At 61.4% G+C, this 24,152-nt stretch carries 15 protein-coding genes; 11 read left to right on the top strand and 4 right to left on the bottom strand.

Features of this window, described 5'->3' with window-relative positions:
- A partial coding sequence (locus H6650_20195) for a glycogen debranching enzyme (protein ID MCB8954334.1) occupies positions 1 to 1,158 on the bottom strand: 1,158 nt, incomplete at its 3' end.
- Between the two features lie 371 nt (positions 1,159 to 1,529).
- Positions 1,530 to 1,871 carry an anti-sigma factor antagonist gene (locus H6650_20190; GenBank protein MCB8954333.1) on the bottom strand — a complete coding sequence of 114 codons (342 nt, stop codon included), beginning with the start codon at positions 1,869 to 1,871 and terminating at the stop codon, positions 1,530 to 1,532.
- On the opposite strand from H6650_20190, the gene H6650_20185 reads away from it, so the two are divergent.
- From H6650_20185 to H6650_20170, 4 genes are all read left to right on the top strand, one after another.
- Positions 1,870 to 2,175 (top strand): hypothetical protein, encoded by a 306-nt coding sequence (locus tag H6650_20185; protein ID MCB8954332.1) that lies wholly within the window; start codon positions 1,870 to 1,872, stop codon positions 2,173 to 2,175. The genes H6650_20190 and H6650_20185 overlap by 2 nt on opposite strands.
- Before the next feature lie 99 nt (positions 2,176 to 2,274).
- On the top strand, positions 2,275 to 3,297 hold the full coding sequence (locus H6650_20180; protein MCB8954331.1) for an NADP-dependent oxidoreductase: 1,023 nt from the start codon (positions 2,275 to 2,277) through the stop codon (positions 3,295 to 3,297).
- Entirely contained in the window at positions 3,294 to 3,947 is a 654-nt protein-coding gene (locus tag H6650_20175; GenBank protein MCB8954330.1) for a class II aldolase/adducin family protein, read from the top strand. Before H6650_20180 ends, H6650_20175 begins: the two co-directional genes overlap by 4 nt.
- A gap of 95 nt (positions 3,948 to 4,042) precedes the next feature.
- Entirely contained in the window at positions 4,043 to 4,912 is an 870-nt protein-coding gene (locus H6650_20170) for a UbiA family prenyltransferase (GenBank protein MCB8954329.1), read from the top strand.
- 36 nt (positions 4,913 to 4,948) lie between these two features.
- Here the strand turns inward: H6650_20170 and H6650_20165 are convergent, their stop codons facing one another.
- Positions 4,949 to 5,650, bottom strand: coding sequence for a hypothetical protein (locus tag H6650_20165; GenBank protein ID MCB8954328.1), 702 nt, complete (start codon positions 5,648 to 5,650; stop codon positions 4,949 to 4,951).
- Between the two features lie 487 nt (positions 5,651 to 6,137).
- Between H6650_20165 and H6650_20160 the strand changes: the two genes are divergently transcribed.
- The 6 genes from H6650_20160 (at position 6,138) to H6650_20135 (ending at position 17,136) form a co-directional block, all read left to right on the top strand.
- Positions 6,138 to 7,136 (top strand): zinc-dependent alcohol dehydrogenase family protein, encoded by a 999-nt coding sequence (locus tag H6650_20160; GenBank protein MCB8954327.1) that lies wholly within the window; start codon positions 6,138 to 6,140, stop codon positions 7,134 to 7,136.
- A gap of 351 nt (positions 7,137 to 7,487) precedes the next feature.
- Positions 7,488 to 9,923 (top strand): choice-of-anchor B family protein, encoded by a 2,436-nt coding sequence (locus tag H6650_20155; GenBank protein MCB8954326.1) that lies wholly within the window; start codon positions 7,488 to 7,490, stop codon positions 9,921 to 9,923.
- Between the two features lie 329 nt (positions 9,924 to 10,252).
- Positions 10,253 to 13,123 (top strand): hypothetical protein, encoded by a 2,871-nt coding sequence (locus H6650_20150; GenBank protein MCB8954325.1) that lies wholly within the window; start codon positions 10,253 to 10,255, stop codon positions 13,121 to 13,123.
- Between the two features lie 215 nt (positions 13,124 to 13,338).
- Positions 13,339 to 15,027: a S8 family serine peptidase gene (locus H6650_20145; GenBank protein ID MCB8954324.1), complete on the top strand. Its 1,689-nt coding sequence runs from the start codon at positions 13,339 to 13,341 to the stop codon at positions 15,025 to 15,027.
- A gap of 124 nt (positions 15,028 to 15,151) precedes the next feature.
- A complete protein-coding gene (locus H6650_20140; GenBank protein ID MCB8954323.1) occupies positions 15,152 to 16,444 on the top strand; it encodes an MFS transporter in 1,293 nt (430 codons plus the stop codon).
- A complete protein-coding gene (locus tag H6650_20135) occupies positions 16,441 to 17,136 on the top strand; it encodes a restriction endonuclease (protein MCB8954322.1) in 696 nt (231 codons plus the stop codon). The genes H6650_20140 and H6650_20135 overlap by 4 nt, the downstream gene beginning before the upstream one ends.
- Before the next feature lie 376 nt (positions 17,137 to 17,512).
- Here the strand turns inward: H6650_20135 and H6650_20130 are convergent, their stop codons facing one another.
- Positions 17,513 to 19,501, bottom strand: coding sequence for a pyruvate dehydrogenase (locus H6650_20130; protein ID MCB8954321.1), 1,989 nt, complete (start codon positions 19,499 to 19,501; stop codon positions 17,513 to 17,515).
- 443 nt (positions 19,502 to 19,944) lie between these two features.
- Between H6650_20130 and H6650_20125 the strand changes: the two genes are divergently transcribed.
- Positions 19,945 to 23,991, top strand: a complete 4,047-nt coding sequence (locus tag H6650_20125; protein ID MCB8954320.1) for a hypothetical protein — start codon at positions 19,945 to 19,947, stop codon at positions 23,989 to 23,991.
- Positions 23,992 to 24,152 lie beyond the last annotated feature (161 nt).

Genomic DNA, 24,152 nt, shown 5'->3' with positions numbered 1-24,152 from the left:
GGCGATGAGCTTGGTGCGTCCCAGGACGGGATCGTAGGCCATGGCCTCCAGCAGCGGAGGATTGGCCAGGGGCTGCCCGCGCGTGTCCCGCCCCATGATGGAGGCCAGGTCGAAACGGAACCCGTCAACGTGGTATTCGGCAACCCAGTAGCGCAGACAGTCCAACACCATGTTGCGTACAACGGGATTGTTGCAGTTCATGGTGTTGCCGCAGCCGCTGAAGTTGTAGTAGCCGCCGTCGGGTCGCAGCATGTAGTAGGTTTTGTTGTCGATGCCGCGGAAGGAGATGGTGTGCCCGTTGTCTCCCCCTTCGGCGGTGTGGTTGAAGACGACATCGAGGATGACTTCGATGTCGTTTTTGTGCAGTTCTTTGATCAGGGCTTTCAGTTCGTCAACCTGCATCCCGAATTTGCCGGTGGCGGCGTAGCCGGCTTTGGGGGCAAAGAATCCAATGGGGCTGTAGCCCCAATAGTTGACGAGCCGCTGGCCGGTAAGGGGATTGACGCGGTCATTCTCCAGTTCGTCGAATTCCTGAACAGGCATGAGTTCGACGCAGTTGATGCCGAGTTGTTTGAGGTAGGGGATTTTCTGGCGAATGCCGGCAAACGTCCCCGGAAACTTGACGCCAGATGAAGGATGCCGCGTAAAGCCACGCACGTGCATCTCGTAAATAACCAGGTCTTCGACGTTCTTCTCCAGTGGGTGGTCTGCCTGCCAGTCAAAATCATCGTAAACCAGCCGCGCCCGGTGCTGATACCCATTGTGCCCGTCAACAGGCGCGCCCCACACGTCGCGCCCGCTGATCGCTTTGGCGTAGGGGTCCAGCAACACCTGCTCCTCATCAAAACGAAGGCCCATATGCGGCAAATAAGGCCCGCTGAAGCGATACCCATACGCCACGTTTTCGTCGTCCAGACCAAAGACGACCATCGCAAAAACGTGGCCGATGCGGAACTCGTCAGGGAAAGGAATCTCGCCCAGCGGCTCGCGGCGGCCTTTTTCGTACAACACCAGCGTGCAGCCCGTGGCATGGCGAGAAAAAACGGCGAAGTTGACGCCTCCGGGCACAAAGCTGGCTCCATAGGGGAATGGTCGTCCGGCGCGCAGCAGGAAATTTCCGTGGCGGCGGGTAGGGTAGATGTCAATGCGTGGTTGCATGGCGGAGGAATAATAGTTGTGAAGTAACTACTAAGGAAAATTGGTCCAATCCGGCTTAGCAGTTACGTTGTGAACGCGACAAAAACCAGTTTCCGGGTTTTGCGAAGAAAAACGGGTTTTTGTCCCGGAAAAAGCAGTCACAGATTACGCAGATGGCGCAAATTTTGCTTTTGTCCGCGTTCTTCTGCGTTCGTCCGTGTTTTGTCTCTGGATGAAAGGCCGTCACGGACGGTGCGGATTTTGCGTTGGTCCGCGTCCCCGTGTGCCGTCAAGCATAAAACGATGGGGACGCGCCGTAGGACAAGACGCTGTCTTGTCCGGTCAATTCAGCGAATTGGCCTACGGTTTACCATCACACCCTGGACATGACACTAGTCTTGGTGGAGTAGGGCGGCCAATCCTGCGGCGACGGTGTCGTAGGTGGTGAAGAAATCCATGAATCCGGTGGCGGACATGGTGTCTTGCAGCGTCTCGGACAGCCCGGCAAGGAGGACGCGCCCGTCTTGGTAGGTGATCTGGCGGTAGAGTAGCAGCAGCGTGCGCAGGCCCGCGTTGGAAAGATGGGTGACGTCCGTCATGTTCAGGAGGATTTTGCCGTCGGGCTTGACCTGGGGCAGTAGCCGATCCTGGACAAGTGGGCTGGTGCGGCCGTCAAGTTCGCCGGCAAGGTGGACGATGGTGATGTCTTCAAACTGCTCGAGGCTGATTTCCATGTTTGCGGCAAAGGTTGAGAACCCTGAAAAAACCCGGTTTCTGGGTTTTGCGCGTGATTCGTCCAGGGAGAAGAAACCGGGTTTTTGGCCCGGAGCTTTTTTCGGTAGCGTCAACATTGGTTGTTCGATCCACAAGACGCAAAAGAAGGTTTGCCTGGTCGCGTCAACTGTTTTTATGGAAATGGGAAATGCCGGCACGAATCAAGGCGGGAAAGAGTATAGCCTGTCTCAACGTTTCAACAAGTCACCGCGACACTCGCTCATCGTTCCGCTGGTCTTGCGCCCGCTGTGCATGATAAACTAACATTATGAGATTGGTTCATTCTCCAGGAATGAACCAATCTGGACCAGAACGACGAGATTGGTTCATTCTCCAAGAATGAACCAATCTGGACCAAAAGGAATGACAATGACAACCAATCAATCATGGCGCATCGCCGCTCGTCCGCAAGGACGGGTGCAGGAAAGTGATTTTGCCTGGGTAGAGGAACCCGTGCCCGACCTTGCCGAGGGGCAGGTGCTGGTACGAAACGTGTACCTGTCGCTCGACCCCACGAACCGGGGATGGATGGGCGAAAGAGCGACTTATTTGCCACCGTTGCCGTTGGGAAGCGTCATGCGAGGCATTACGTTGGGTGTGGTGGAGGCGTCGCGGGATGCCGGCATTCAACCGGGCGACATCGTCAGCGGCACATTGGGGTGGACCCGATATGCCGTGACCACCGGGCAACGAGTGACACGGCTACCGAATTTGGGCGTGCCCCTCGCGGCGCATTTTGGCCTCCTGGGGCATATCGGACTGACCGCATACTTTGGCCTGTTGGAAATCGGCCAGCCCAAACCGGGAGAAACGCTGGTTGTCTCCGCGGCGGCGGGAGCAGTGGGGTCGCTGGTGGGGCAAATCGGCAAAATTCAGGGGTGTCATGTGGTGGGAATTGCCGGCACAGACGACAAGTGCCGCTGGATTACGGAAGACCTGGGCTTTGACGCCGCCATCAACTACAAGACCGAATCCGTCCCCGCCCGCCTGCGGGAACTCCGCCCACGGGGGATTGACATCTACTTCGACAACGTCGGCGGGGACATCCTGGACGCCGCCCTCGGCCAGATCAACCTGCATGGCCGCGTCGTCCTCTGCGGCCTCATCTCGCAGTACAACGCCACCGCCGCCGTACCCGGCCCCTACAACTTCCCCCGCATCCTCACGCAACGGATGCGCGTGGAGGGTTTTATCGTCCTCGACTACCTGGATCGGGCCATCGAAGCGTACCCATCCCTGATCACGTGGTCCCAACAGGGCAAATTGCAGTATCGCCTGCACATCGTGCCGGGATTGGAGCAGGCCCCCGCCGCGCTGAACATGCTGTTTGATGGCACAAACCAGGGCAAACTGCTAGTGCAGGTCTCGGAGGAACCGGGGACGTGATCACGCAATTGATTGCGGTGGGGCGGGAGATTGTGGACGCGGGGCTGGTGCGCGGCAGCGGCGGCAATCTGAGCGCGCGCCGGGGTGTGGAGATGTGGATCACGCGCTCCGGCGCGGACCTGGGGCAATTGACGGGGGCGGATTTTGTGCCGGCATCTCTCGCTCCCCAAACCGTCGTCAACCAGAACGGACCGCGCCCGTCGTCGGAGCTGGCGATGCACCGCGCCGCCTATGCGGCCCGACCGGCGACGCAAGTGGTGCTGCACGTTCATCCGCCGCGGGCGATCAGTCTAGGATTGGTGGGTAAGGAAATGCCGGCATTCACCCCCGACTTCTACCTCCACCTCGGACCCTGCGTGCCCCTCGTGCCCTATCTCACGCCCACCACGGACACCCTGGCCGCCGCCGTGGGCGTGGCGCTGGCGCAGGCTCCGGCGGCGCTGCTGCAAAACCACGGCGTCATCGTCGTCGGCGAAACCGCTGCCCAGGCTTTGCTGCGCCTGTTTCTATTGGAAGAACATGCCGGCATCTACCTCACCGCCCTTTCCGCCGGCACGCCCCGCCTCCTCACCACCCAGGAGCAACGCGACCTGGACGAGATCACGGGCGGGCGCTACCGGATTAACCACTCAGGGACGGAAATAAAATAGACATCGAAGTCGTTTCCTTACCGTTCCTTCAAACTGACGATGCAATTCCGCACTTTATATCATCGTCGAACGAACCAATCTTCAGTCGAACTGCCATGCACAAACTCCGCGTTTTCCTGGAAATGATCAAATTTGAGCACACCATCTTTGCCCTGCCGTTTGCCTACCTGGGCATGGTGCTGGCCTGGGGCGGTTGGGAAGCCGCCAACTGGTCCGACTTCATCTGGATCACCGTGGCTATGGCCGCGGCGCGCACGGCGGCCATGTCGCTGAACCGCTACATTGACCGTTACATTGATCGCGGCAACCCACGCACCGCCCGCCGCCCCATCCAGGCGGGCCTGATTGACGCCCGCTCCGTCCTCATCTACGCCCTCATCTCGCTGCTGGTTCTCGGATTCGCCGCGTGGCAGCTTCATCCGCTGGCGTTCGCCCTCTTTCCCGGCGCGCTCGTCTTTCTCGTCGGCTATGCCTATACGAAAAGATATACCTGGTTGTGCCATTACGTGTTGGGCTTTACAGATGGATTGGCGCCCATGGGCGCGTGGGTGGCCGTGCGGGGGAGTTTATTTACGGCGGCGGATATGCCGGCATGGCTCCTCCTCGCCACCGTCACATTCTGGATTGGCGGCTTCGACGTCATCTACGCCTGCCAGGACGTAGACTTCGACCGCCAGACAGGGCTGCACGCCATCCCCGCCCGCTTCGGCATTCGCCGCGGATTGCAGGTAGCCGCCGCCAGTCACGTACTCACCGTCGCCCTACTCGTGGTACTCGGCATCACCAGCAGCCTCGGCTGGGTCTACTGGCTGGGCGTCGCCATCGTGGCCGTGCTCCTGCGCTACGAACACACCCTGGTCAAGCCAGACGACTTGAGCAAACTGGGGCTGGCCTTCTTCAACATCAACGGCTACATCAGCGTCGCCATCTTCCTCGCCACGCTCCTGGCCGTATGGACGGGGTGATGGTCTCGTGGCGTGTGCCCGCCCAAACACCAGCCCTCACTCCCTGGGAACCACTTCACCGCCGGGGAAGGCAATCACGGCATCGTTGGGAAAATCATCGCGCACGGCGTCCGTACCCAGGATAAAGGTGGCGAAGTTGAAGTTTGCTGACCCAACGATACGTAGCGGCAGCAAAACTCGCAGCGAACGCTCGTCCAACAACTCCAGGTTAGTCAACGGCAGCGGCGTCACGTCATTGCCGCGATAGGTGTTGAGGCTCAACTTCTGGTTCTGCCAGCTTACCACCAGGGAAACTTCCGGGCTGAGGCCATACTGCATCGCGTAGTCCGTGTCGCCCGTGGTGATGTCCTTGTCCAGGTCAAACAGGAGAAAAGTGAGGTGGGACTGTTCACCGAACCAGGAGCCATCCGCCAGGGTCAGGACAAACGTGATGGACGTGTCGCCAACGGTGGCGGATACCGACTCAAACTCGCGTCCATTGACGCAGTCGGCGGCGCGTAGGCCGGCCGTGCAATCGTTCAGGGGGTCGGACCAGGTGTAGGTCTGGAGGCTGACCGTAGCTGCCGCGCCGGGTGTGGCGGCGGGAGGTGTGGCGGCGGGAGCCGTGGCGGCGGGGCGCTCTGGCGCGGTTCCTGGCGTGGGCGTGTTCGCGGCGGTCTTTTCGTCCTGGCGACATGCCGGCATCAACAAAAGCAAGGCCACCGTTAAAAGCAGAAAACTTAATCGACGCATCATCATTCTCCATTCGTGGTAACGCTTCACAAGTTGGAAAGATAGTTACGCAGCGGCAGGAAGTATAGTTTTCCACCCCGAATTGTCAAACCACGCCCGCGACGCAAACCATTGCCGCCCCCAACACCCACGTAATTTTAACGTAATTGCTAAGCCAGATTGGACCTATTTTCTCTGGTGGAAAAGGCCATTGAGCGCGTCAAATTGGTCCAATCTCCACAGAGCGTTAGTAGTAATATTTTAACAAACAAACGACCGCCCGATGAAGATAAAAGCCTAATTCCCACTCCCCTTCTTGCAAAAACCTGTTATACTACGCGCGCTCGATTACTTTCCACCGGGTTGCTTATTTTTGTTGCCAATTTGCCAACGACGTTGAGGCACGGCCTCATAACAACTGGCGTTGACGAATTTGTCCCGATTCTATTCAAACCTCCATTGCGAATCACCATCAGCAACAATCGCGCAGAGATAGTCTGACTTGATGCCTCTTATGCACGCCATGATGTTAAACGCCCCGCGTCCGGTAGTTGATGCGCCATTGACGGCTGTCAATGTGCCGGCATCTCCCCCAGGCGCGGGTCAAATTCTGGTGCGCGTAACCGTCTGCGGCGTGTGCCATACCGACCTGCACACCGTCGAAGGCGACCTGGACCTGCCCACCCTGCCCATCACGCCAGGGCATCAAGTGGTAGGACGAGTCGCGGCGCGCGGCGTCGGGGCCAATCGCTTTGCGCTGGGCGACCGCGTGGGCGTGGCCTGGCTGAACTGGACCTGCGGCGAATGCGCGCAATGCCGCGCCGGGCGCGAGAACTTGTGCGCAAACGCCCGCTTCACCGGCCTGCACGCCCACGGCGGCTACGCGGAAACACTGGTTGTGGATGAGCGTTTTGCCTTCCCGCTTCCCGCCGAATTCAGTGATATGGCCGCGGCTCCCTTGCTTTGTGCCGGCATTATTGGCTACCGTTCGCTCAAATTATGTGGCATCGAACCCGGCGGCAAGTTGGGCCTCTACGGCTTCGGCGCCAGCGCCCATCTGGTGATTCAGGTGGCGCGTCACTGGGGATGCGCGGTGTATGTGTTCACCCGCGGCGAGGAACATCGCCGCCTGGCGCGGGCGTTGGGCGCGGTGTGGGCGGGTGGCGCGGAAGATGAGATTAAGGGGGAACTGGATGCCGGCATCACCTTTGCCCCCGTCGGCTCCCTCATCCCCCTGGCACTGCGTCACCTGCGTCCTGCCGGCACACTCGCCATCAACGCCGTCCACCTCACCCCCATCCCCGAACTGCCCTATGAACGCCTCTATGGCGAGCGCGTGCTGCGCAGCGTCGCCAACTTCACGCGGCAAGACGCCGCCGATTTCCTGCACCTCGCCGCCGAAATACCCATCCGCGCTGAAGTGGAGGCTTTTCCACTGGCACAAGCAAACGAGGCGCTCCTCAAGCTCAAGAACAGCCAGATCAAAGGCGCAGCGGCCCTCGTGGTTGCCTGATCAATCCGCGATCTGTCTTCCCAGGTATAGCTTGGCACAAGTCCGTTCCGCGTGCCAGGATTGGTTCATTTTTGGAGAATGAACCAATCTGACCAAGTGTTCGTCCAGCTTGGGCTTTGGACTCCGCGGCGAACAAAAACCCGTCAGCGCATCCCGCAACGCCGTATCAATGACACGATGCGCCCTCAGTTACACATTTCATTCCTTAATCGACCCGCCCGGCGGACACCCATCCCGCCCTTCTCGTCCGATTTCCCCGCTTGTCGCCGCGGCTGGTCCCCAACCATTATCGTGGAGGTATCCGTGAAAGTTGTTAGTTTCCCCCGCAAGATATTACTTGGCGCGTTTGTCATGGCCGTTGCGCTACTGGCATTCGCCTGGAGCAACGTCACCTCGGCCGCGCCCCAGCAAACAACTGGCGACGACATCCGCAATCTGACGCCGTTCCAGCAGCGGTTTCTGGCGGATCAGCAATCCCCGATGAAGCTAGACCCGATGACGGCGACGCCTTGTGTGGGCGGTTTTGCCGGCACTTACCCCTGCAACAACGTGGACTTGCTCGCCTTCATGCCCCTGGCCAACATCGGCGGCGGCAGTGGCAACGACATTTGGGGCTGGACCGATCCCCAGACCGGCATCGAGTACGCCATCATGGGCCGCACCAGCGGCACGTCCTTCGTGGACATCAGCGATCCGGAAAACCCCATCTACGTGGGCAACCTGCCCCCACACACCGGCAACTCCACCTGGCGCGACATCAAGGTTTACAACAACTACGCCTTCATCGTCAGCGAAGCCAGCGGCCACGGCATGCAGGTCTTCGACCTCACGCGCCTGCGCAACGTCCCCAACCCGCCCGTCACCTTCACCGAAGACGCCCACTACGCCGGCTGGAGCAACGCCCACAACGTCGTCATCAACGAAGACACCGGCTTCGCCTACGGCGTCGGCAGCAGCGCCTGCAGCGGCGGTCTGGCCATGGTCAACATCCAGAACCCCCTTAACCCCACCAACGCCGGCTGCTTCAGTTCCGACGGCTACACCCACGACGCGCAATGCGTCATCTATCAAGGCCCCGACGCCGCCTACGTGGGCAAGGAAATCTGCTTCAACTCCAACGAAGACACCCTGACCATCGTTGACGTAACCAACAAAGCGGCTCCCGTACAGCTATCGCGCAACCCGTACTCCGGCAGTCGCTATACGCACCAGGGTTGGATCACGGATGATCACCATTATTTCCTCATTGACGACGAACTGGACGAGCAAACCTTTGGTCACAACACGCGCACGCGCGTCTTTGACATCAGCAGCCTGACCGCCCCCACGCTCGTCGGCTACCATGACGGCGTCACGCCGGCCATTGACCACAATATGTACGTTGTCGGGGATTATGTCTTCCAGGCAAACTACCGTAGCGGTCTGCGCATCCTGGACATCACCGATGTCGGCAATGCCAATATGACCGAAGAAGCCTTCTTCGACATCTACCCCAGCAGCGACAGCCCCAGCTTCAACGGCGCCTGGAGCGTCTATCCTTATTTCGAGAGCGGCGTCGTCGTCGTCAGCGGCATCGAGCAAGGGCTGTTCATTCTCGCGCCCACGCTGGCTCCCGATTTCAACATGTCACTCACCAGTAGCCAGTTGACGATCTGCAACAATGGCAACCGCAGCACCACCGTCAACCTCACGCCAAAAGCGGGTTACACGGGCAATGTCACACTCAGCACCGTCGGCCTGCCCAATGGCGCGTCCAGCAACTTCAGCGTCAACCCCGTGGCCGTGCCCGGCAGCAGCAACATGACCGTCGGCGCCAATGGCGTTCCTGCCGGCAGCTACCCCTTCATGGTTCACGGAACGGATGGCACGCTTTCGCATGATGAAGCCGCCAATCTGACCGTCGTCAGCGGCGCGCCCAATGCCCCCACGCTGATCGCCCCATTGGGCGTCGATCAGCCGCCTCTGCCCACTTTCCAGTGGACCCCCGCCAACCAGGGCATGAGCTACCTGTTGGTCGTCAAGAATCTGACCAACGGCAACCTGATGTATGCCGTCACCCCCGACACCAGCTACACCTTCGCCACGCCCCTGGATCCGCTGACCATCTACGCCTGGTCCGTGCGCGCCTACAACCCCTGCGGCACGGGTAACTTTGCCCAGTTTGGCTTCTTCCGCACGCAAGACATCCCGCCCATCCTCGTGGTGGACGACGATGACAATGCCCCCAACGTGCAATCCACCTACACCGGCGCGCTGGATGCGCTGGGCCTGACCTACGATCTGTGGGACACGGGCAACAGCGATAACGAACCGGACGCCGGCTATTTACAGCAATATGACGTGGTCATCTGGTTCACGGGCGACGAATTCGGCGGCGCGGCGGGTCCCGGCGCCGCCGGCGAAGCGGCTCTGGCAACCTACCTGAACGCCGGCGGCTGCCTCCTCATCAGCAGTCAGGACTACGTCTGGGATCGCGGCGTGACGGGTTTCATGCAGAGCTACCTGGGCATTGCCTCCGCCACCAGCGACGTCAGCCAATCAACCGTCACCGGCGCGGCCATCTATGCCGGCCTCGGCCCATACACGCTCGCTTACCCCTTCACCAATTACAGCGATCTGCTGAACCCGGCGGGTGGCGCGGCCACGGGCTTTAGTGGCAACCAGGGCAGCGCCGCCGTGGTCAGCGGCACGCACAAGGCCGTCTTCATGGGCTTCCCCTATGAAGCGATCCCCGCTGCCGGTCGCGGCCCGGTACTGTCCACCACGCTTAACTGGTGCAGCCAGTAAGCAATCCGCGCAACGGTTAGACTGGAGCAGTCTTGGAGACTGCTCCAGTCATTACTACCAACCGCAGTATCTTCTCAATAAAGTGGGGCGAAGTTGGTTGAGCCTGTCGAAACCAACGGCCTTCGACAAGCTCAGGCCGCGGTTCCCCCGAGATATTGAGAAGTTGCCAATTGCAAACTGTCAACTAACCACTGACCACTATTTTCCCAGGAGACTTCACCGGCTGTCTCCGACCACCATGAATGAAAATGGTGTGCCGTCGTAGCCCGATTTTCCAAATCGGGCGGGCGATTTGGAAAATCGCCCTACATTTTCGAAGGAGGAACCTAATGAATTTACGCAGAATTTTGGGCGGCGGGCTGCTATTGAGTCTGCTCGTTGCCGGGGTCTGGCTGCTGGCACGTCCTGCCGGCATTTCGCCCGAATCAGTGCAGCGCCAGGGAGCGGTGCTGCAATCCGCCGGCCCCGCCGGATACAAGCGGGTCACGGCCAACACGGATATTATTCTGGACACGATTGTTTATGATCCTGTGCCGGCAAAAGAAGTGAACGTTTCCGAACTGCCGACCAACGTCTACTTCGCCAACAACGAATATGACCGCTGGCAGCGCGGCGAAATTGACCTGGGCGAAGAACACAGCCTGATCAGCGAAGCGGAAGCGGCGGCCCTGCGGGACGCGGCTATGAAACTCCGCCCCGATGACAATGTGCAGCAGATCGCCAACGGTCCCGGCCTGAATTCGCCTATTGTCGGCGTCAGCTTCCCCTCGCTGGACATTGACGACTGTTGCGGCGGCGGCCAGTTGACTCCGCCCGACCCGGACCTGTCCGTCGGTCACGACCACGTCATCGCCGTGGTGAACAACTCCTTCGGCATCTATGACAAGGCCGGCAACCTGCTGGTCGGTCCCACCACGTTCTCCACCCTCTTTGGGCCGTTGGGCGGCGATTGCGTCGGCTTCCCCTTTGACCCCAACGCGCTCTACGATGAAGAGGCCGGGCGCTACATCATGGCCGCCGACGGCAACGGCAATTTCTACTGCGTCGCCGTTTCGCAAACGGACAGCGCCGTTGGTTCCTGGTATCTCTACGCCTTCCCCACCAACGTGGGCGGCGCTTTCTTCGACTATCCACACGCCGGCGTGGGCCGCGACGCCATCTACATGGGCGGGAATATGTTCGGCGGCGGCACGGGGCGCGTTTGGGCGTTTGATAAGTGGGCGATGTATGCTGGTTTGCCGGCATCCGCCGTCACGCAGGCCACGGGTACGGATGATACGCCGCAGCCGGTAAAACTGCATGGCTATGATCAGGGAACCTGGCCCACGGAAGGCCCGCACTACATCATGACCCATCGCAGCGGCGCGAATACGTACGCCATGTACGCCTGGACAGATCCCTTTGGGGCCAACAGCCTCAGCGTGGTGGGCACGTACAATCTACAAACCTACCACGGCGTTTCCGTGGGGTATCCGGTGAACTCGTTGCAGTTGGGCGGCGGCGCGCTGCAAGCCAATGACAATCGCGCCCTGGACTTCGATTATCGCAACGGGTCGGGTTGGATGGCTACCGTGGCTTCCTGTAATCCGGGCACGGGCACGGTCAACTGCGTGCAATGGGCGGAAATCGACCTGGCAACGCAGACGGTGGTGCAGGCGGGCGTGTTCTCCAGCAATGGGGATTATCGCGCCTTCCCGGACATGGCGGCGAACCATTGTGGTGATGCTGTGGTGGGTTATACGAAGAGCAATGCCGGCATGTATCCCTCCGTCTATGCCACGGGACGCGAAAATGGCGACCCCCTGGGCACGATGCAGGCCGAAGTGGAAATCAAGGCCGGCGAGCAACGTTATACGGGGTATGATGGCGCACCCTACCGCTGGGGTGACTACACCGGCATGAGCGTGGACCCGAATGGCGTCACCTTCTGGTATCTGGGCGAGTACAGCAAGCTGGATGTGACCAACCAGTCGGCCAACTGGGGCACGTACATCGGTTCGCTCAGCTTCGAAGGCTGCTCCGTGGCCCCCGATTTCGCGCTCTCGGCGACGCCGGAAGTGCGCAACGTGTGTATTCCGAACAATATCAACTACGGCATCAACGTGGAAGGCCTCTCTGGCTACGCCGATCCGGTGACGTTGAGCGCCTCAGGCGTGCCCACCGGCTACAATGCGGTATTCTCGGTTAATCCGGTGATTCCCACGGGTTCGAGTTCGATGAATCTGCTCGGCTCCGGCGGGGCAAGTGCCGGCAACTACACCATCCAGGTCACGGGCATGGGTCCCACAAGCACCCACAGCATCGACGTCGCCCTCAACTTGTTCAGTGGCCCGCCCAACTTACCCACCCTCGTCTCCCCCATCGGTATTGATCAACCCCTGGTCCCCACCTTCGAATGGAACGGCGACGCCCTCGTCTACCTCATCGTCACCAAGAACCTGTCCACCGGCGCGATCAACTACGCTGTTACCTCCGGGAATAGCTACACCTTCGCCACGCCGCTGGACCCGCTGACCATCTACGCCTGGTCCGTGCGTCCCTACAACCCCTGCGGCGCGGGCAACTTCGCCCAATTTGGCTTCTTCCGCACGCAAGACATCCCGCCCATCCTCGTGGTGGACGACGACGATAACGCCCCTGACGTACGCGCCACCTATACGGGCGCGTTGGATGCACTGGGCCTCAGCTACGACGTGTGGGACACCGGCAACAGTGACAACGAGCCAGACGCGGCCACCCTGCAGCAGTATGACGTGGTCATCTGGTTCACGGGTGATGAGTTCGGCGGCGCGGCGGGTCCCGGCTCCGCCGGCGAATCCGCCCTGGGCACGTACCTCAACGCCGGCGGCTGTTACCTCATCAGCAGCCAGGATTATGTGTATGATCGCGGCGTGACGAGTTTCATGCAAAATTACCTGGGTATCGCTTCCGCCACCAGTGACGTAAGCCAGACCACCGTCACCGGCGCAGCCATCTACGCCGGCCTCGGCCCCTACACGCTGGCCTACCCCTTCACCAACTACAGCGACATCCTCAACCCGGCGGGTGGCGCGGCCACCGGCTTCAATGGCAACCAGGGCAGCGCCGCCGTTGTCAGCGGCACGCACAAGGCCGTCTTCATGGGCTTCCCCTATGAGGCTATCCCGGCGGCGGGTCGCGGTCCGGTCTTGTCTACCACGCTCAACTGGTGTAACCAGTAACTATCCGGCGTCATCTGCTCCGGCGTGAGTAGTTGACCAGCGGCAATCTAACAGGGGCCTGCGTCGTGAGAAATGCACGATGCAGGCCCTTTTTGCATTATAATCATAGAAGTTCGCCATACGTGGGGCGCGCCGGGATGGATGAAAGCAATCGCGAATGTGGCGAATACCCGTTTCTTGCACCAACTACCAACACACTTTCGAAGGAGGGCATCATGCGTGCATTCAAGGTTTTGTTCCTGACGGCAATGATCTGGCTGACCGGGCTTGCCTGGTGGGTTGGGCATCCACACGTTACGCAGGCGGGAAATGCCGGCATTATCCCCCCCACCCTGCGCCAGACCATACAAACCCAGGGCAACGCCGGCTACCTGGTTTTTCTCACCGCCCAGGCAGACCTGGCCCAGGCACAACAAATACAGGACTGGCAGGCACGCGGGCAAGCCGTCTACGCCGCCCTGTACCAGACCGCGGCCACCAGCCAGTCAGACCTGCGCAACTGGTTGGCGCAGGCAAAAATCCGTGGCGACGCGGTCAGCTTTCGCCCCTACTACATCGTCAACGCCATCTACGTCACCTCCAACCTGGCGGCGCTGGAGGCCATCGCCACGCGCGCCGACATCGCCCGCATAGAGCCGGTGACGACACTGCGCGTTATCCCCAACCAACCGGCTGCCGCGCCGGCCACCGTTGAGTGGGGCGTCGCCCAAATCGGCGCGGACCAGGTGTGGGCGGATTTCAACAATCGTGGCGAGGGCGTCGTCGTCGCCGAGTTGGACACAGGCGTGCAATATACGCACAGCGCCCTCGTGAACCAGTATCGCGGCACAGACACCGGCAGCCACGACTACAACTGGTTTGACGCCACCGGCACATTCCCCTCCGCCCCCAATGATGACAACGGGCACGGCACGCACGGCATGGGCGTGATCGTGGGGGATGATGGCGGGAGCAACCAGGTCGGCGTTGCCCCCGGCGCACGCTGGATTGCCGCCAAAGGGTGCAACAACTTCGGCGCCTGCAGCAACGCCGATCTGCTGGCCGCCGGCGAATGGCTCCTTGCCCCGTATCCCATCGGCGGCGACCCGGGGCAAGGCAACCCCGACATGCGCCCCCACGTGATCAACAGCGGTTGGGGCGGTCCCGGCGGCAACACCTGGTATCAAGGCATGGTGCAGGCATGGCGTGCGGCCAACATCTTCCCCACCTTCGCGGTTGGCGGCGGCGGTCCCGGCGCGGGCACAATCGGCTCCCCCGCCGACTACGCGGAGAGCTTCGGCACGGGCGCAACGGACATGAACGACATGCTGGCTCCCTTCAGCGCCCGCGGCCCCTCCTCGCTCACAGACGACATCAAGCCGGACGCCGTCGCGCCGGGCGTCAACATCCGCTCCACCGTCCTCAACAATGGCTACGCCACCTACTCCGGCACATCCATGGCGACCTCTTTCAGCGCCGGCTGCGCCGCCCTGGTTTACGCCGCCGGGCCGGCCCTGGACAGCTACGACGTGGAAAACCTGATCCAGAATACAGCCGTAGACCTGGGCGATCCGGGACCGGATTACGATTATGGATACGGGCGCATTGACTGCTACGCGGCGGTGTCACAGTTGAATCTGCCCGACTGCTGGCTCGACGTCACGCCCGGCTACCAGAACAATATCCTCAGCCTGACCTATGACCTGCACACCAACGTGAATGCGACCTGGCGCAACTTCTTGATCGTGCAGGGCAATCCATATCCCTTGTGGAACCGGACCGTCCCGGCCGGATTTACCTACCAAAACACCGTTTCCTGGGGCTTCCCGCATGTGGGATGGGTCGTCATCGTTTCCGCCCTGACCACCCCAACCGACGGCATCATTTGCCTGGATTACGGGGCCGTGAATACGGCGCAGCCATAATCAGCAAGGCAGCGCCAGCGGAGCTTGCGTGCATTTGGCGGATAGGGGGCGCTGCAATACAATGCGGCCTCACCCATTCGACCACCCCTTCCTGGAAGCTGTTGTTGAGCTTCCAGGAAGGTTTATGTTGCCACAAGGAACCTGCATGGATCGTCGTCGCCTCATCGCCATCTTCATGATCGTCTTCACCAACGTCCTCGGCGGGGGCGTTATCTTGCCCATTCTGCCCCTCCTGGCCGAGGGGCAAATGGGAGCCACGGCTTTTCAAGCCACGGCCTTGAACACCGCTTACTGGGCGGCCTCATTCCTGGCCGCGCCCGTTCTGGGTCGTCTCTCCGACATATTCGGACGCCGCCCCGTTCTCATCATCAGCCAGATCGGCACGGTACTCTCCTTTGTCATGTTCATTTTTGCCGGCCAGATGGGGGCGGGATTGGAGAACGCGGGGCTGCGCCTGGGCATCAGCGGCGCGCTCTTCGTCGCCTACCTGGCGCGCACCCTCGATGGTCTCACCGGGGGCAATATCACAACCGCGCAGGCGTATATCACGGACATCAGCACGCCAGAGACGCGGGCGCAGGCGCTGGGCACACTCAGCGCCGGTTTTGGCCTCGGCTTCATCTTTGGCCCGGTGTTTGGCGGCTTTCTGGCAACGATCAACGTGACGGCTCCCTTTGTGGGCGCGGCCCTGATCACGTTGGGCAGCGTCACCCTGACAACCCTCATTCTGCCCGAATCATTACCGCCGGAAATGCGGGCGTCCGCCCGTCAAAAAGACAGAACGACAACCATCTCCACGGGACAGCTTTTGCGAGAGCGAGGCGTGACGATCGTGTTGGTGACGAATTTCATGATCGTGCTGGCTTTCGCGGCGCTGCAAAGCACGTTTGCCCTGTTTGCGGACCGCGTCTTGTTTCCAGAATTGGGCGGATCGCAACTCGTCGCCCGCAACGTGGGGCTGCTGCTTACGCTCGTGGGCATCGTCAGCGTCCTCACGCAGTTGTTTCTCATTCGCCCGCTGATTAAGCGGTTAGGGGAGCGTCGCCTGGTTATTGTGGGCATCAGCGCGCTGGCGCTTGGCTTTCTGGCCACGGGGTTGGCGCAAAGTGTACTCGTGGTGGCAATCAGCATCATCCCCATTTCCTTCGGACAGGGCGTGATCCAACCGAGTCTGCAATCCGTTATCACGCGCTTTGGTACGGACCAGATGCGCGGGCGGCTGCTGGGTATTTATCAGTCGGCTAGCAGTCTGGCGTTGATTGCGGGGCCGCTGTGGGGGGGGTATGTGTTTGAGCAGGTGAACCCACACGCCCCCTATTTGTTGTCGGTTCCGCTGTTGCTGCTGGCGGCGGGATGCGCGTTTTTGCTGCTGCGCGACCCATCGGCGGGGCGGGCGCTGCAACGGAGTTCGTCATGACGGCACGGTTTGAGTCGCGCGTGGGTTGGTGGGGCACGTGGAAACGGGCGGAGGCGGCGGAAACGCCGGCCGAGGCGCGGCGGAATTCGCGCGTGGGGTGGCTGGTGATTGCCGGCATTTCCCTCCTGCAAATCACCTGGTTAATCTACCACTATCTGGGGCAGCCCGCGTGGCTGGGCATGTTGCCGGCATGGTTGCGTGAGGGGATGGGGTTGGTGGAAAGTGCCGGCATTTTCACCCTGGCCGTCATCTGGGGCGGATTGTGGTGGCGGCATCGCTGGCAGCGGCAACAAGAAGAAGCACCCCCGCCCATTGCCGGCAATCATGTCACCGTGGCCGAAATTTATGCGTTAAGTCCGGGGGCGTTTGAGCGGTACGTTGCCGGCATCTTCCGTCGCAAAGGGTATCGCGTCAAAATACGCGGCGGCAGCGGCGACCTCGGCGTCGATCTGGAAGTCACCAACCAACACGGCAAACGAGCCATCGTGCAATGCAAACGGTATCAACACACCGTCGGCGCGGAAGTCGTGCGCGAACTGTACGGAACCCTCATCCACGAACGCGCCGCCCACGCCTTCCTCGTCACCACCGCCGACATCTCCACCGCCGCCCGTGACTGGTCACAAGGCAAACCCATCACCCTCATCGACGGCGAAACCCTGGTCCACATCGCGTACACACTCACAACGTAACTTCCGTACCAATCCACGTCATTGTCGTTATGCTTCCTCAAATTAAGGGGAGGAAACATCCTGTTAAGGGCGCATCCGACAAGGAGTGACGATGAAATTACGTACGGAATCGCATCGTCCGTTTGAAGGAACGGTAATGAGACAACTTCGTTGTCTCATCTGATTTCCGTTCCTAATAGGGGCTTCGCTCAAGAATTGACGGATGCGCGAGAAGGATTCTTGCTTGTTGGATTCGCCAAAGTCAGTTTTGCACGAACCGCAACTACGAACGCTCTCTGGAGATGGGACCCATTTCGCGCGCCCAATGACCATTTTCACCAGAGAAAATGGGGGCAATCGGGCTTCGTCGTCACCTTCCAGAAAGGTTTGGCATCAATCAGTAGGCCAGCAGCCATTCCATACGCTCGCGGATTTGGCTGACGGTGGGGATCATGCCGTCCATGAGGGCGGTGTTGAAGGGGACGGGCACTTGCGGCGGGGCCAGCCGCTGCACGGGGGCGTCCAGGTCCATGAAGACCTGGTCCACAATGGTGGCCGCGATTTCCGCGCCGAAGCCGCCAAACTGCATGTCTTCGTGGACGATGAGGCATTTTGCGGTGTGGCGCACCGATTCCAGCACCATCTCCTGGTCCCAGGGCTGAATGGTGCGCAGGTCAATGACGGCCACGTCCAACCCTTGCGCCGCCGCCGCGCACCGCTCCACCATCGCGCCCCAGGTGACGACGGTGAGCGCGTCACCGTGGGTGATGACTTTGCCGCGGCCAAAGGGGAGCATGAAGTCGTCGCCGGGATAGGGGCGGCGGGACCAGCCGGCGTCCAACACGGCGCGGTGCTCGAAAAAGATGACGGGATCGTCGCCGCGCAGGGCGGTGCGCAGCAGTCCCACGCCGTCCTCGGCGTTGGAGGGGAAGGCGACTTTCCAGCCGACGGCGTGGGCGAAGTCGATTTCGCTGGTGACGCTGTGCCAGGGGTCGCCGATTTTGCGGAAGCCGCCGGGGATACGCACGACGAGGGGGGCGGCGAAGCGGTTGTTGGTGCGCCAGCGGAGCGTGCCGGCATTATGCAACTGCTCCGTAGCGGGATCGGCATACTTACGAAACTGGATTTCCGGCACCGGCAGCAACCCCGCCAGGGCCATCCCCGTGGACCGGCCAATGATCCCCTCCTCCGACAGACTCGTATCAAACACCCGCGCCGCGCCAAACTCCTTTTGCAGCCCCAACGTGGCCGCATGAACGCCCCCTTTCTCCCCCACATCCTCGCCGAAAACAAGGCAGCGCGGATTGAGCGCCAGCTCCGCGGCCAGCGCGCGACGGATCGCTTCCACAAAGTTGATGCGGCGGGGATCGGTGGCATGGGGTTGGTCGGTTCCTGCCGGCATTTTCCACCCATCCGCCGCCAATCCCCCACCCTGCGCCACCTGGCCCGGTTCCGCGAACACAAACCGCGCCACCGTCGCCGGATCGGGCACGCGCTGCCGCGCCGCATTGTCCCGCGCCGCCAGCACCGCCTGCCGCGCTTCCTCCTCCAATTCCTCCCAATCCGCTGCGTTGAGTAATGCCGGCACAAGATAACCCCGCAGCGCCGCAATCGGATCGCGCGTCCACTCCTCCTGCCGCACCGCCTCCGGTTTGTACGCCTGATTATCCACGCTGGAGTGCCCGGAGAGGCGCGGCACAGTCAGCCGCAGCAAACCCGGCCCCCGCCCCCCACGCACATACTGCACCGCCTCATGCACCAACCGCGCCGTTTCCGCCGGCTGCGTGCCACTACCATCCCAGACCTGTAACTGAGCAAAAGAAGCCAGATTAGCAGCAATGTTGCCCCCAGGCGTCTGCATGGGACCCGTCACGGAAATGGCGTAGGCGTTATCCTCAATCACAAACAGCAACGGCAGCTTCAACGTCGTGGAAATAGTCAGCGCCGACCAAAAACCGTTGGTAGCCACGGATCCATCTCCGCCAAAAACGACGGCGACGCTGTCCGCGGCCTCTTTCTCGCCCAACTGCCGCGCGCGATACTGAATCGCCTGCGCCCACCCCGCCGCGGGCGTATACTGCGAGCCGACATCGCCGCCTGCCGGCAAAACCAGCGCCCGCCCCCGTCGCGGCAAATTAAACACCACCCCCACGTCTCGCCCCCCACTCACGCTGCCCACGCGCGCCATATCCGAAGCCAGCGCCTCCTCCGCCGTCAGGCCAGAACCCAACATAAACGGGCGCGAGCGATAATACACGCCGGCGGCGTCAAACGGGCGCGTCAATAATTGAGCCACCAAAAGCTGCCCCAACTCATGCCCGCGCGCGGAAAACTGGTACGTCACCAGCCCTTGCGGGTGCAGTTCCGCCTCCTCCAACTCATCCATCAAACGGGAAACGAGGGCCAGCCGGGCAATCTCGTGCCAATCGAAAGCAGGGTGTAACTCGGTCACAATAATACCTTCCTTTGTCCCAAAAGTGCGCGGCGGTGATTGTAATGCGAAACAGGCATGACGCAAAACGACCGACACCTTCCCCCATGACTATTGCGCTATCACGATACGCGCGGCGAATCGCTATAATGTGAGCAGTATTCGGCAATTCTCGGCTAACTACGGTTCGCAGTGCCACAATATGGAAATATCACGCTGTCGTTGGACAACCGCGCGGATCACATCCGCCGCGGATGTATTATTTCTGCGTCCCGCGCGCCGCAAAAACAGTCAACACTCAACAATCGACGAAAAATCTACCAGCCACCGCTCCGAGTTTTGCGGGTGGCGCACCGGTAATTATCTACTAACAACTGTTTTTCGATGGAGGACCATCTATGGCTCACAATTCCTTTTCTATCCGTCGCCTGACCCGCCACATGCGGCTATGGTGGGCGCTCGTGCTGGCGCTGGCACTGGGGGTGACGGCACTGGTACAGGCGCAGAATAGTGCCACACCCGGCGGCACGCCCCCCTTCTTTTCCGCCGATGGCACGCTCGCCGGCGGCCAAAGCATCGCGCCCGTTATTCCCTTGTTCAGTGGCACGCGCGGTTTCAATTTTTCGCTCACCGTCTCCGGTGACGAACCCCTCTCGCTGAACATCACGGATGGTGCGGGCGAGGCGGTCTGGAGTGGGGAGGCGCAGCCGGGTGAAACGCTGTGGGGCAGCGGCACGCTGACCACGGGCAACAACACATTCAATCTGAGCAATAACGGCAGTGGCAGTTCCGACTTCCTGTTGAATGTCTTCGACCTGCCCACCGCCGCCTACACCTGGACGGGCACGGCAAATGGCAGCGGACTGTTCAGCAGCGCGCGCGTCCATTTTCCCGCTTCCGGGCTGTACACGTTTGACCTGGGCGTTGCCGCCGGGCGGTATCAGTTCTGGCTGGATGACGAGTATATCCAGAAGACGGCGGAAGCGGATACGAGCGTGAGCTATTTTGTTTCCGCCGGCATTCACACCCTCACCATCACCCAGGATAGCGGCAGCGGCGCCGCCTGGAGTGTGGACATCTCCAACCCCGGCGCGGTCGGCGACAGTCTGCCCTATTCCAAGAGCGGCGGGGACATTGGCGGCAACGGCAACGACTTCGATAGCGAATGGCTCCCCCTTCACCTCGGCAGCGCCACCCAGGTGAACATCGCCGTCACCCTGGCAGGCAGCGCCGGCGACAACCTTACTCTGGACGTGTACGACCCGGACGGCCTGACCCTCAGCGCCATCATCTACGCCGACGAAACCCGTTGGGTGAGCGTGGACCTGCCTGCCGGTAACAGCCGCCTGCACTTCAGCGCCAACCCCGCCAACGGCGATCCCCTCGGCTACGATTTCGTCGCCGACGTGCTACCCGCGCCCGACTACACCTGGAGCGGGGTGAGCGATGACGCCGGCGAACAGAGTCATGCCCGCGTTGATTTCGCCACAGCCGGCCTGTACACTTTCGACCTGGGCGTCGCCGCCGGGCGGTATCAATTCTGGCTGGACGACGAGTATATTCTGAAAACGGCAGAAGCGGACACGAGCGTGACATATTATGTACCTGCCGGCATTCACGACTTCATGTTGTGGCAAGATACAGGCAGCGGAGCCACCTGGAGCGTTTCCGTCACCCTGGCTGCCGCGGCCAATGACACCTTGCCCTACAACCAGGTCGGCGGCGACATTGGCGGCAGTGGTAACGACTTCTACGAGGAGTGGTTGCCCATCTCCCTGGATGCCGCGGCCACCGTCAACCTGCGCCTGGAGGCAACCGGGGATGGGGCAGATGCGCTACAAGTGGATGTCTATCAGGCAGGCAGCAGCGAACCGGATGCCGTGGTGAGCCAGGTGCTGGGCGGGGAGATTTTGTGGGCGAATTTTGCGTTGAGTGCCGGCATTAATCGCCTGCACATCACCACCGCCGACAACACCACCCCCCTGCAATACGACCTCACCCTCAGCGCCATGCCCACCGACGGCATCGCCGATTGGGCCGGCAGCTCCCGCGACGCCGGCCTCAACTCCGCCGTCATCGTCAACTTCCCCGCCGACGGCATCTACCGCTTCGACGTCAGCAGCGACCCCGGCTTCGTCAATCTGGCCCTCGACGACTTCCTGCCCGCCGCCCCCCGACAACGAAACAGCACCAGCACCGGCTACGAGCGCCCCGTCACCGCCGGCGCGCACGTCATCACCGTGCTGCAAGACAGCAACTTCCCCGTCTCCACCTGGAGCGCATCCGTCACCCCCGTCACCCCCACCACGCCCGCCAACTTCTTCACCTTCCAGGGCGACATTGCGCCCGGCGACACCATCGTTCCCACCTACCCGCTGGTGGACGACAGTCTCGCCTTCAACTTCGCCTTCACCGTGCTCAACAGCGGCCCCGTTGACCTCACCATGCGCAACGGCGCGGACATTATCTGGAGCGGGCAGGCGGAAGCGGGCGAAACCCTCTGGGGCACGGCCGACCTGCTCAACGGCATCAACCAACTGCTGTTGACAAATAATGGCGACGCCGCCGCGGCGGTCACGCTCAACTTCTACGAACTGCCCACCGCTCCCTATACCTGGTCTGGCGAGGCGGACGCCAGTGGCCTGAACAGCCACATTCGCGTTATCTTCCCCACCGATGGCCTCTACGACTTCGATCTGGGCGTGAACACGGGACGCTATCAGCTTCTGGTAAACGACGAGTACATCCAGAAGACGGCGGAAGCAAGCACCGGCGCCGCCTACCGCGTGATGGCCGGCGTGCAGGACGTCTACGTGGTGCAGGACAGCGGTGAGGGGGCAAGCTGGCAGGCGGCCATCACCCCCACGGGGGCGCTGCACGATGATTTGCCCTACATGAAAGAGGGCGGCGACCTGGGTGGCCTGGCGAATGATTTCGATACGGAATGGATGCCCGTCAGCCTGGCGGCGGCGACGCAGGTGAATGTGGCACTGACGTTGAGCGGGATTGCCGGCAACAACGCCACCCTCACCGTCTACAATGAAGCGGGAGAGGCCGTGGCCGATGCCGGCATCACCGTCTGGACCGGAGAGACACAATGGTTCAGCGTGGACCTGCCCGCCGGAACCAGTCGCCTGCAACTCATGGCAGACGAGGGCAACCGTGATCCCCTCACTTATGACCTGACCATTGACACCCTGCCCACGCCCGCCTACACCTGGGACGGCCTGGCCGTCTCCGGCGGGGCCAGCAGCCAGGCGCGGGTCTCCTTCGCCAATGATGGTCTCTACGCCTTCGACCTGGGCGTGGACAGCGGGCGTTACCAGTTCTTGCTGGACGATGCCTACATGCAGAAGACGGCGGAGGCGGATACGAGCGTGGTCTACTTTGTGAGTGCCGGCATTCACAACCTCACCCTCATCCCCGACAGCGGCACCGGCGCGGACTGGGACGTCGCCATCAGCGACACCGGCATCCCCCTGGACACCCTCCCCTACCAGAAAGAAGGTGGACTCCTCGGCGGCGCGGAAAACGAGTTCAGCCAGGAATGGCTGCCCCTCAATCTCGATGGCAGCGGCACGACACCCGCTAACCTGGAAATCAGCGTCAGCGGCGACAACGGTGACGCCCTCAAGCTAGAAGTGTACGACGCCCTTAGCGAAGCCGTCATCCTCACCCTCGACCCCATCTACGGCGGCGAGACCCTCTGGGCGACCGTTGACATCCCCACGGCGGCGGCGGGCGGCGCACGCCTGCGCCTGGCGGCCAGCGCCGCCAACAGCGCCGACCTCGCCTACGACCTCACCATCCACGCCCAACCCCAACTGATCACGGCCAACGACAGCTACCATTGGAGCGGCCTCTCGCTGGCAGACGGCCTCAACGCCGCGCTGCGCCTGAATACCGTCATCAGCGGCGTCTACCAGATTCAGGTGGCGCTGCCCACCGGCTTCGCCGCCATCTATGTGGACAGCAGTCCCACCAACCACCGACTCGCCGCGCCCACCGGCTTCTACTACGAGTTTGATGCCCCCTTCGCGCCGGGCGAACACACTTTCATCACCGACCAGGACACCAACTTCGCGGAAACAGCCTGGACCATCACGGCCACGCTGATGATGGCCGACGCACCCGCCCTCTACACCACCAGCGCCGACAGCGGCAGCGATATGCAAGCCACGCCCCTTACCCTCACCGGCTTCAATATCATGCCCGGCGCCATGATCGAACTCGTCAAGGATGATATGGTCTTCGCGCTCATGGATGTCACCTATGGCAGCGCCACGTCTATTGATGGTGTCGTGCCCGCCAGCCTCCCCGCCGGCGTCTACGACATTGTCCTCACCAACCCCGATGGGCAGCAGGCCACACTCTCCCAGGCCTACGAGGTTTTCCATCCCATCGACTACCTCTTCCTGCCCACGGTTTTTGGCAGCGGCGGTTGACGCGCGGCGTCACTGCGCCGTGTGATTTCCTCTCTTTGTTGGGCGAGTATGCCGGCCGGCATACTCGCCCCTCACTTTTCTACCCAATTAGATTAAACCGGCCCGCAAGCTACGTATCCACCCGCACCTATACATAACCGCGAACGACAACTGCCGCGCAT

It is taken from the genome of Ardenticatenales bacterium (assembly GCA_020634515.1).
GTDB lineage: Bacteria > Chloroflexota > Anaerolineae > Promineifilales > Promineifilaceae > JAGVTM01.
Note: the sequence above shows the minus strand (reverse complement) of the source record. Positions and strands in the feature narration are given on the sequence as shown.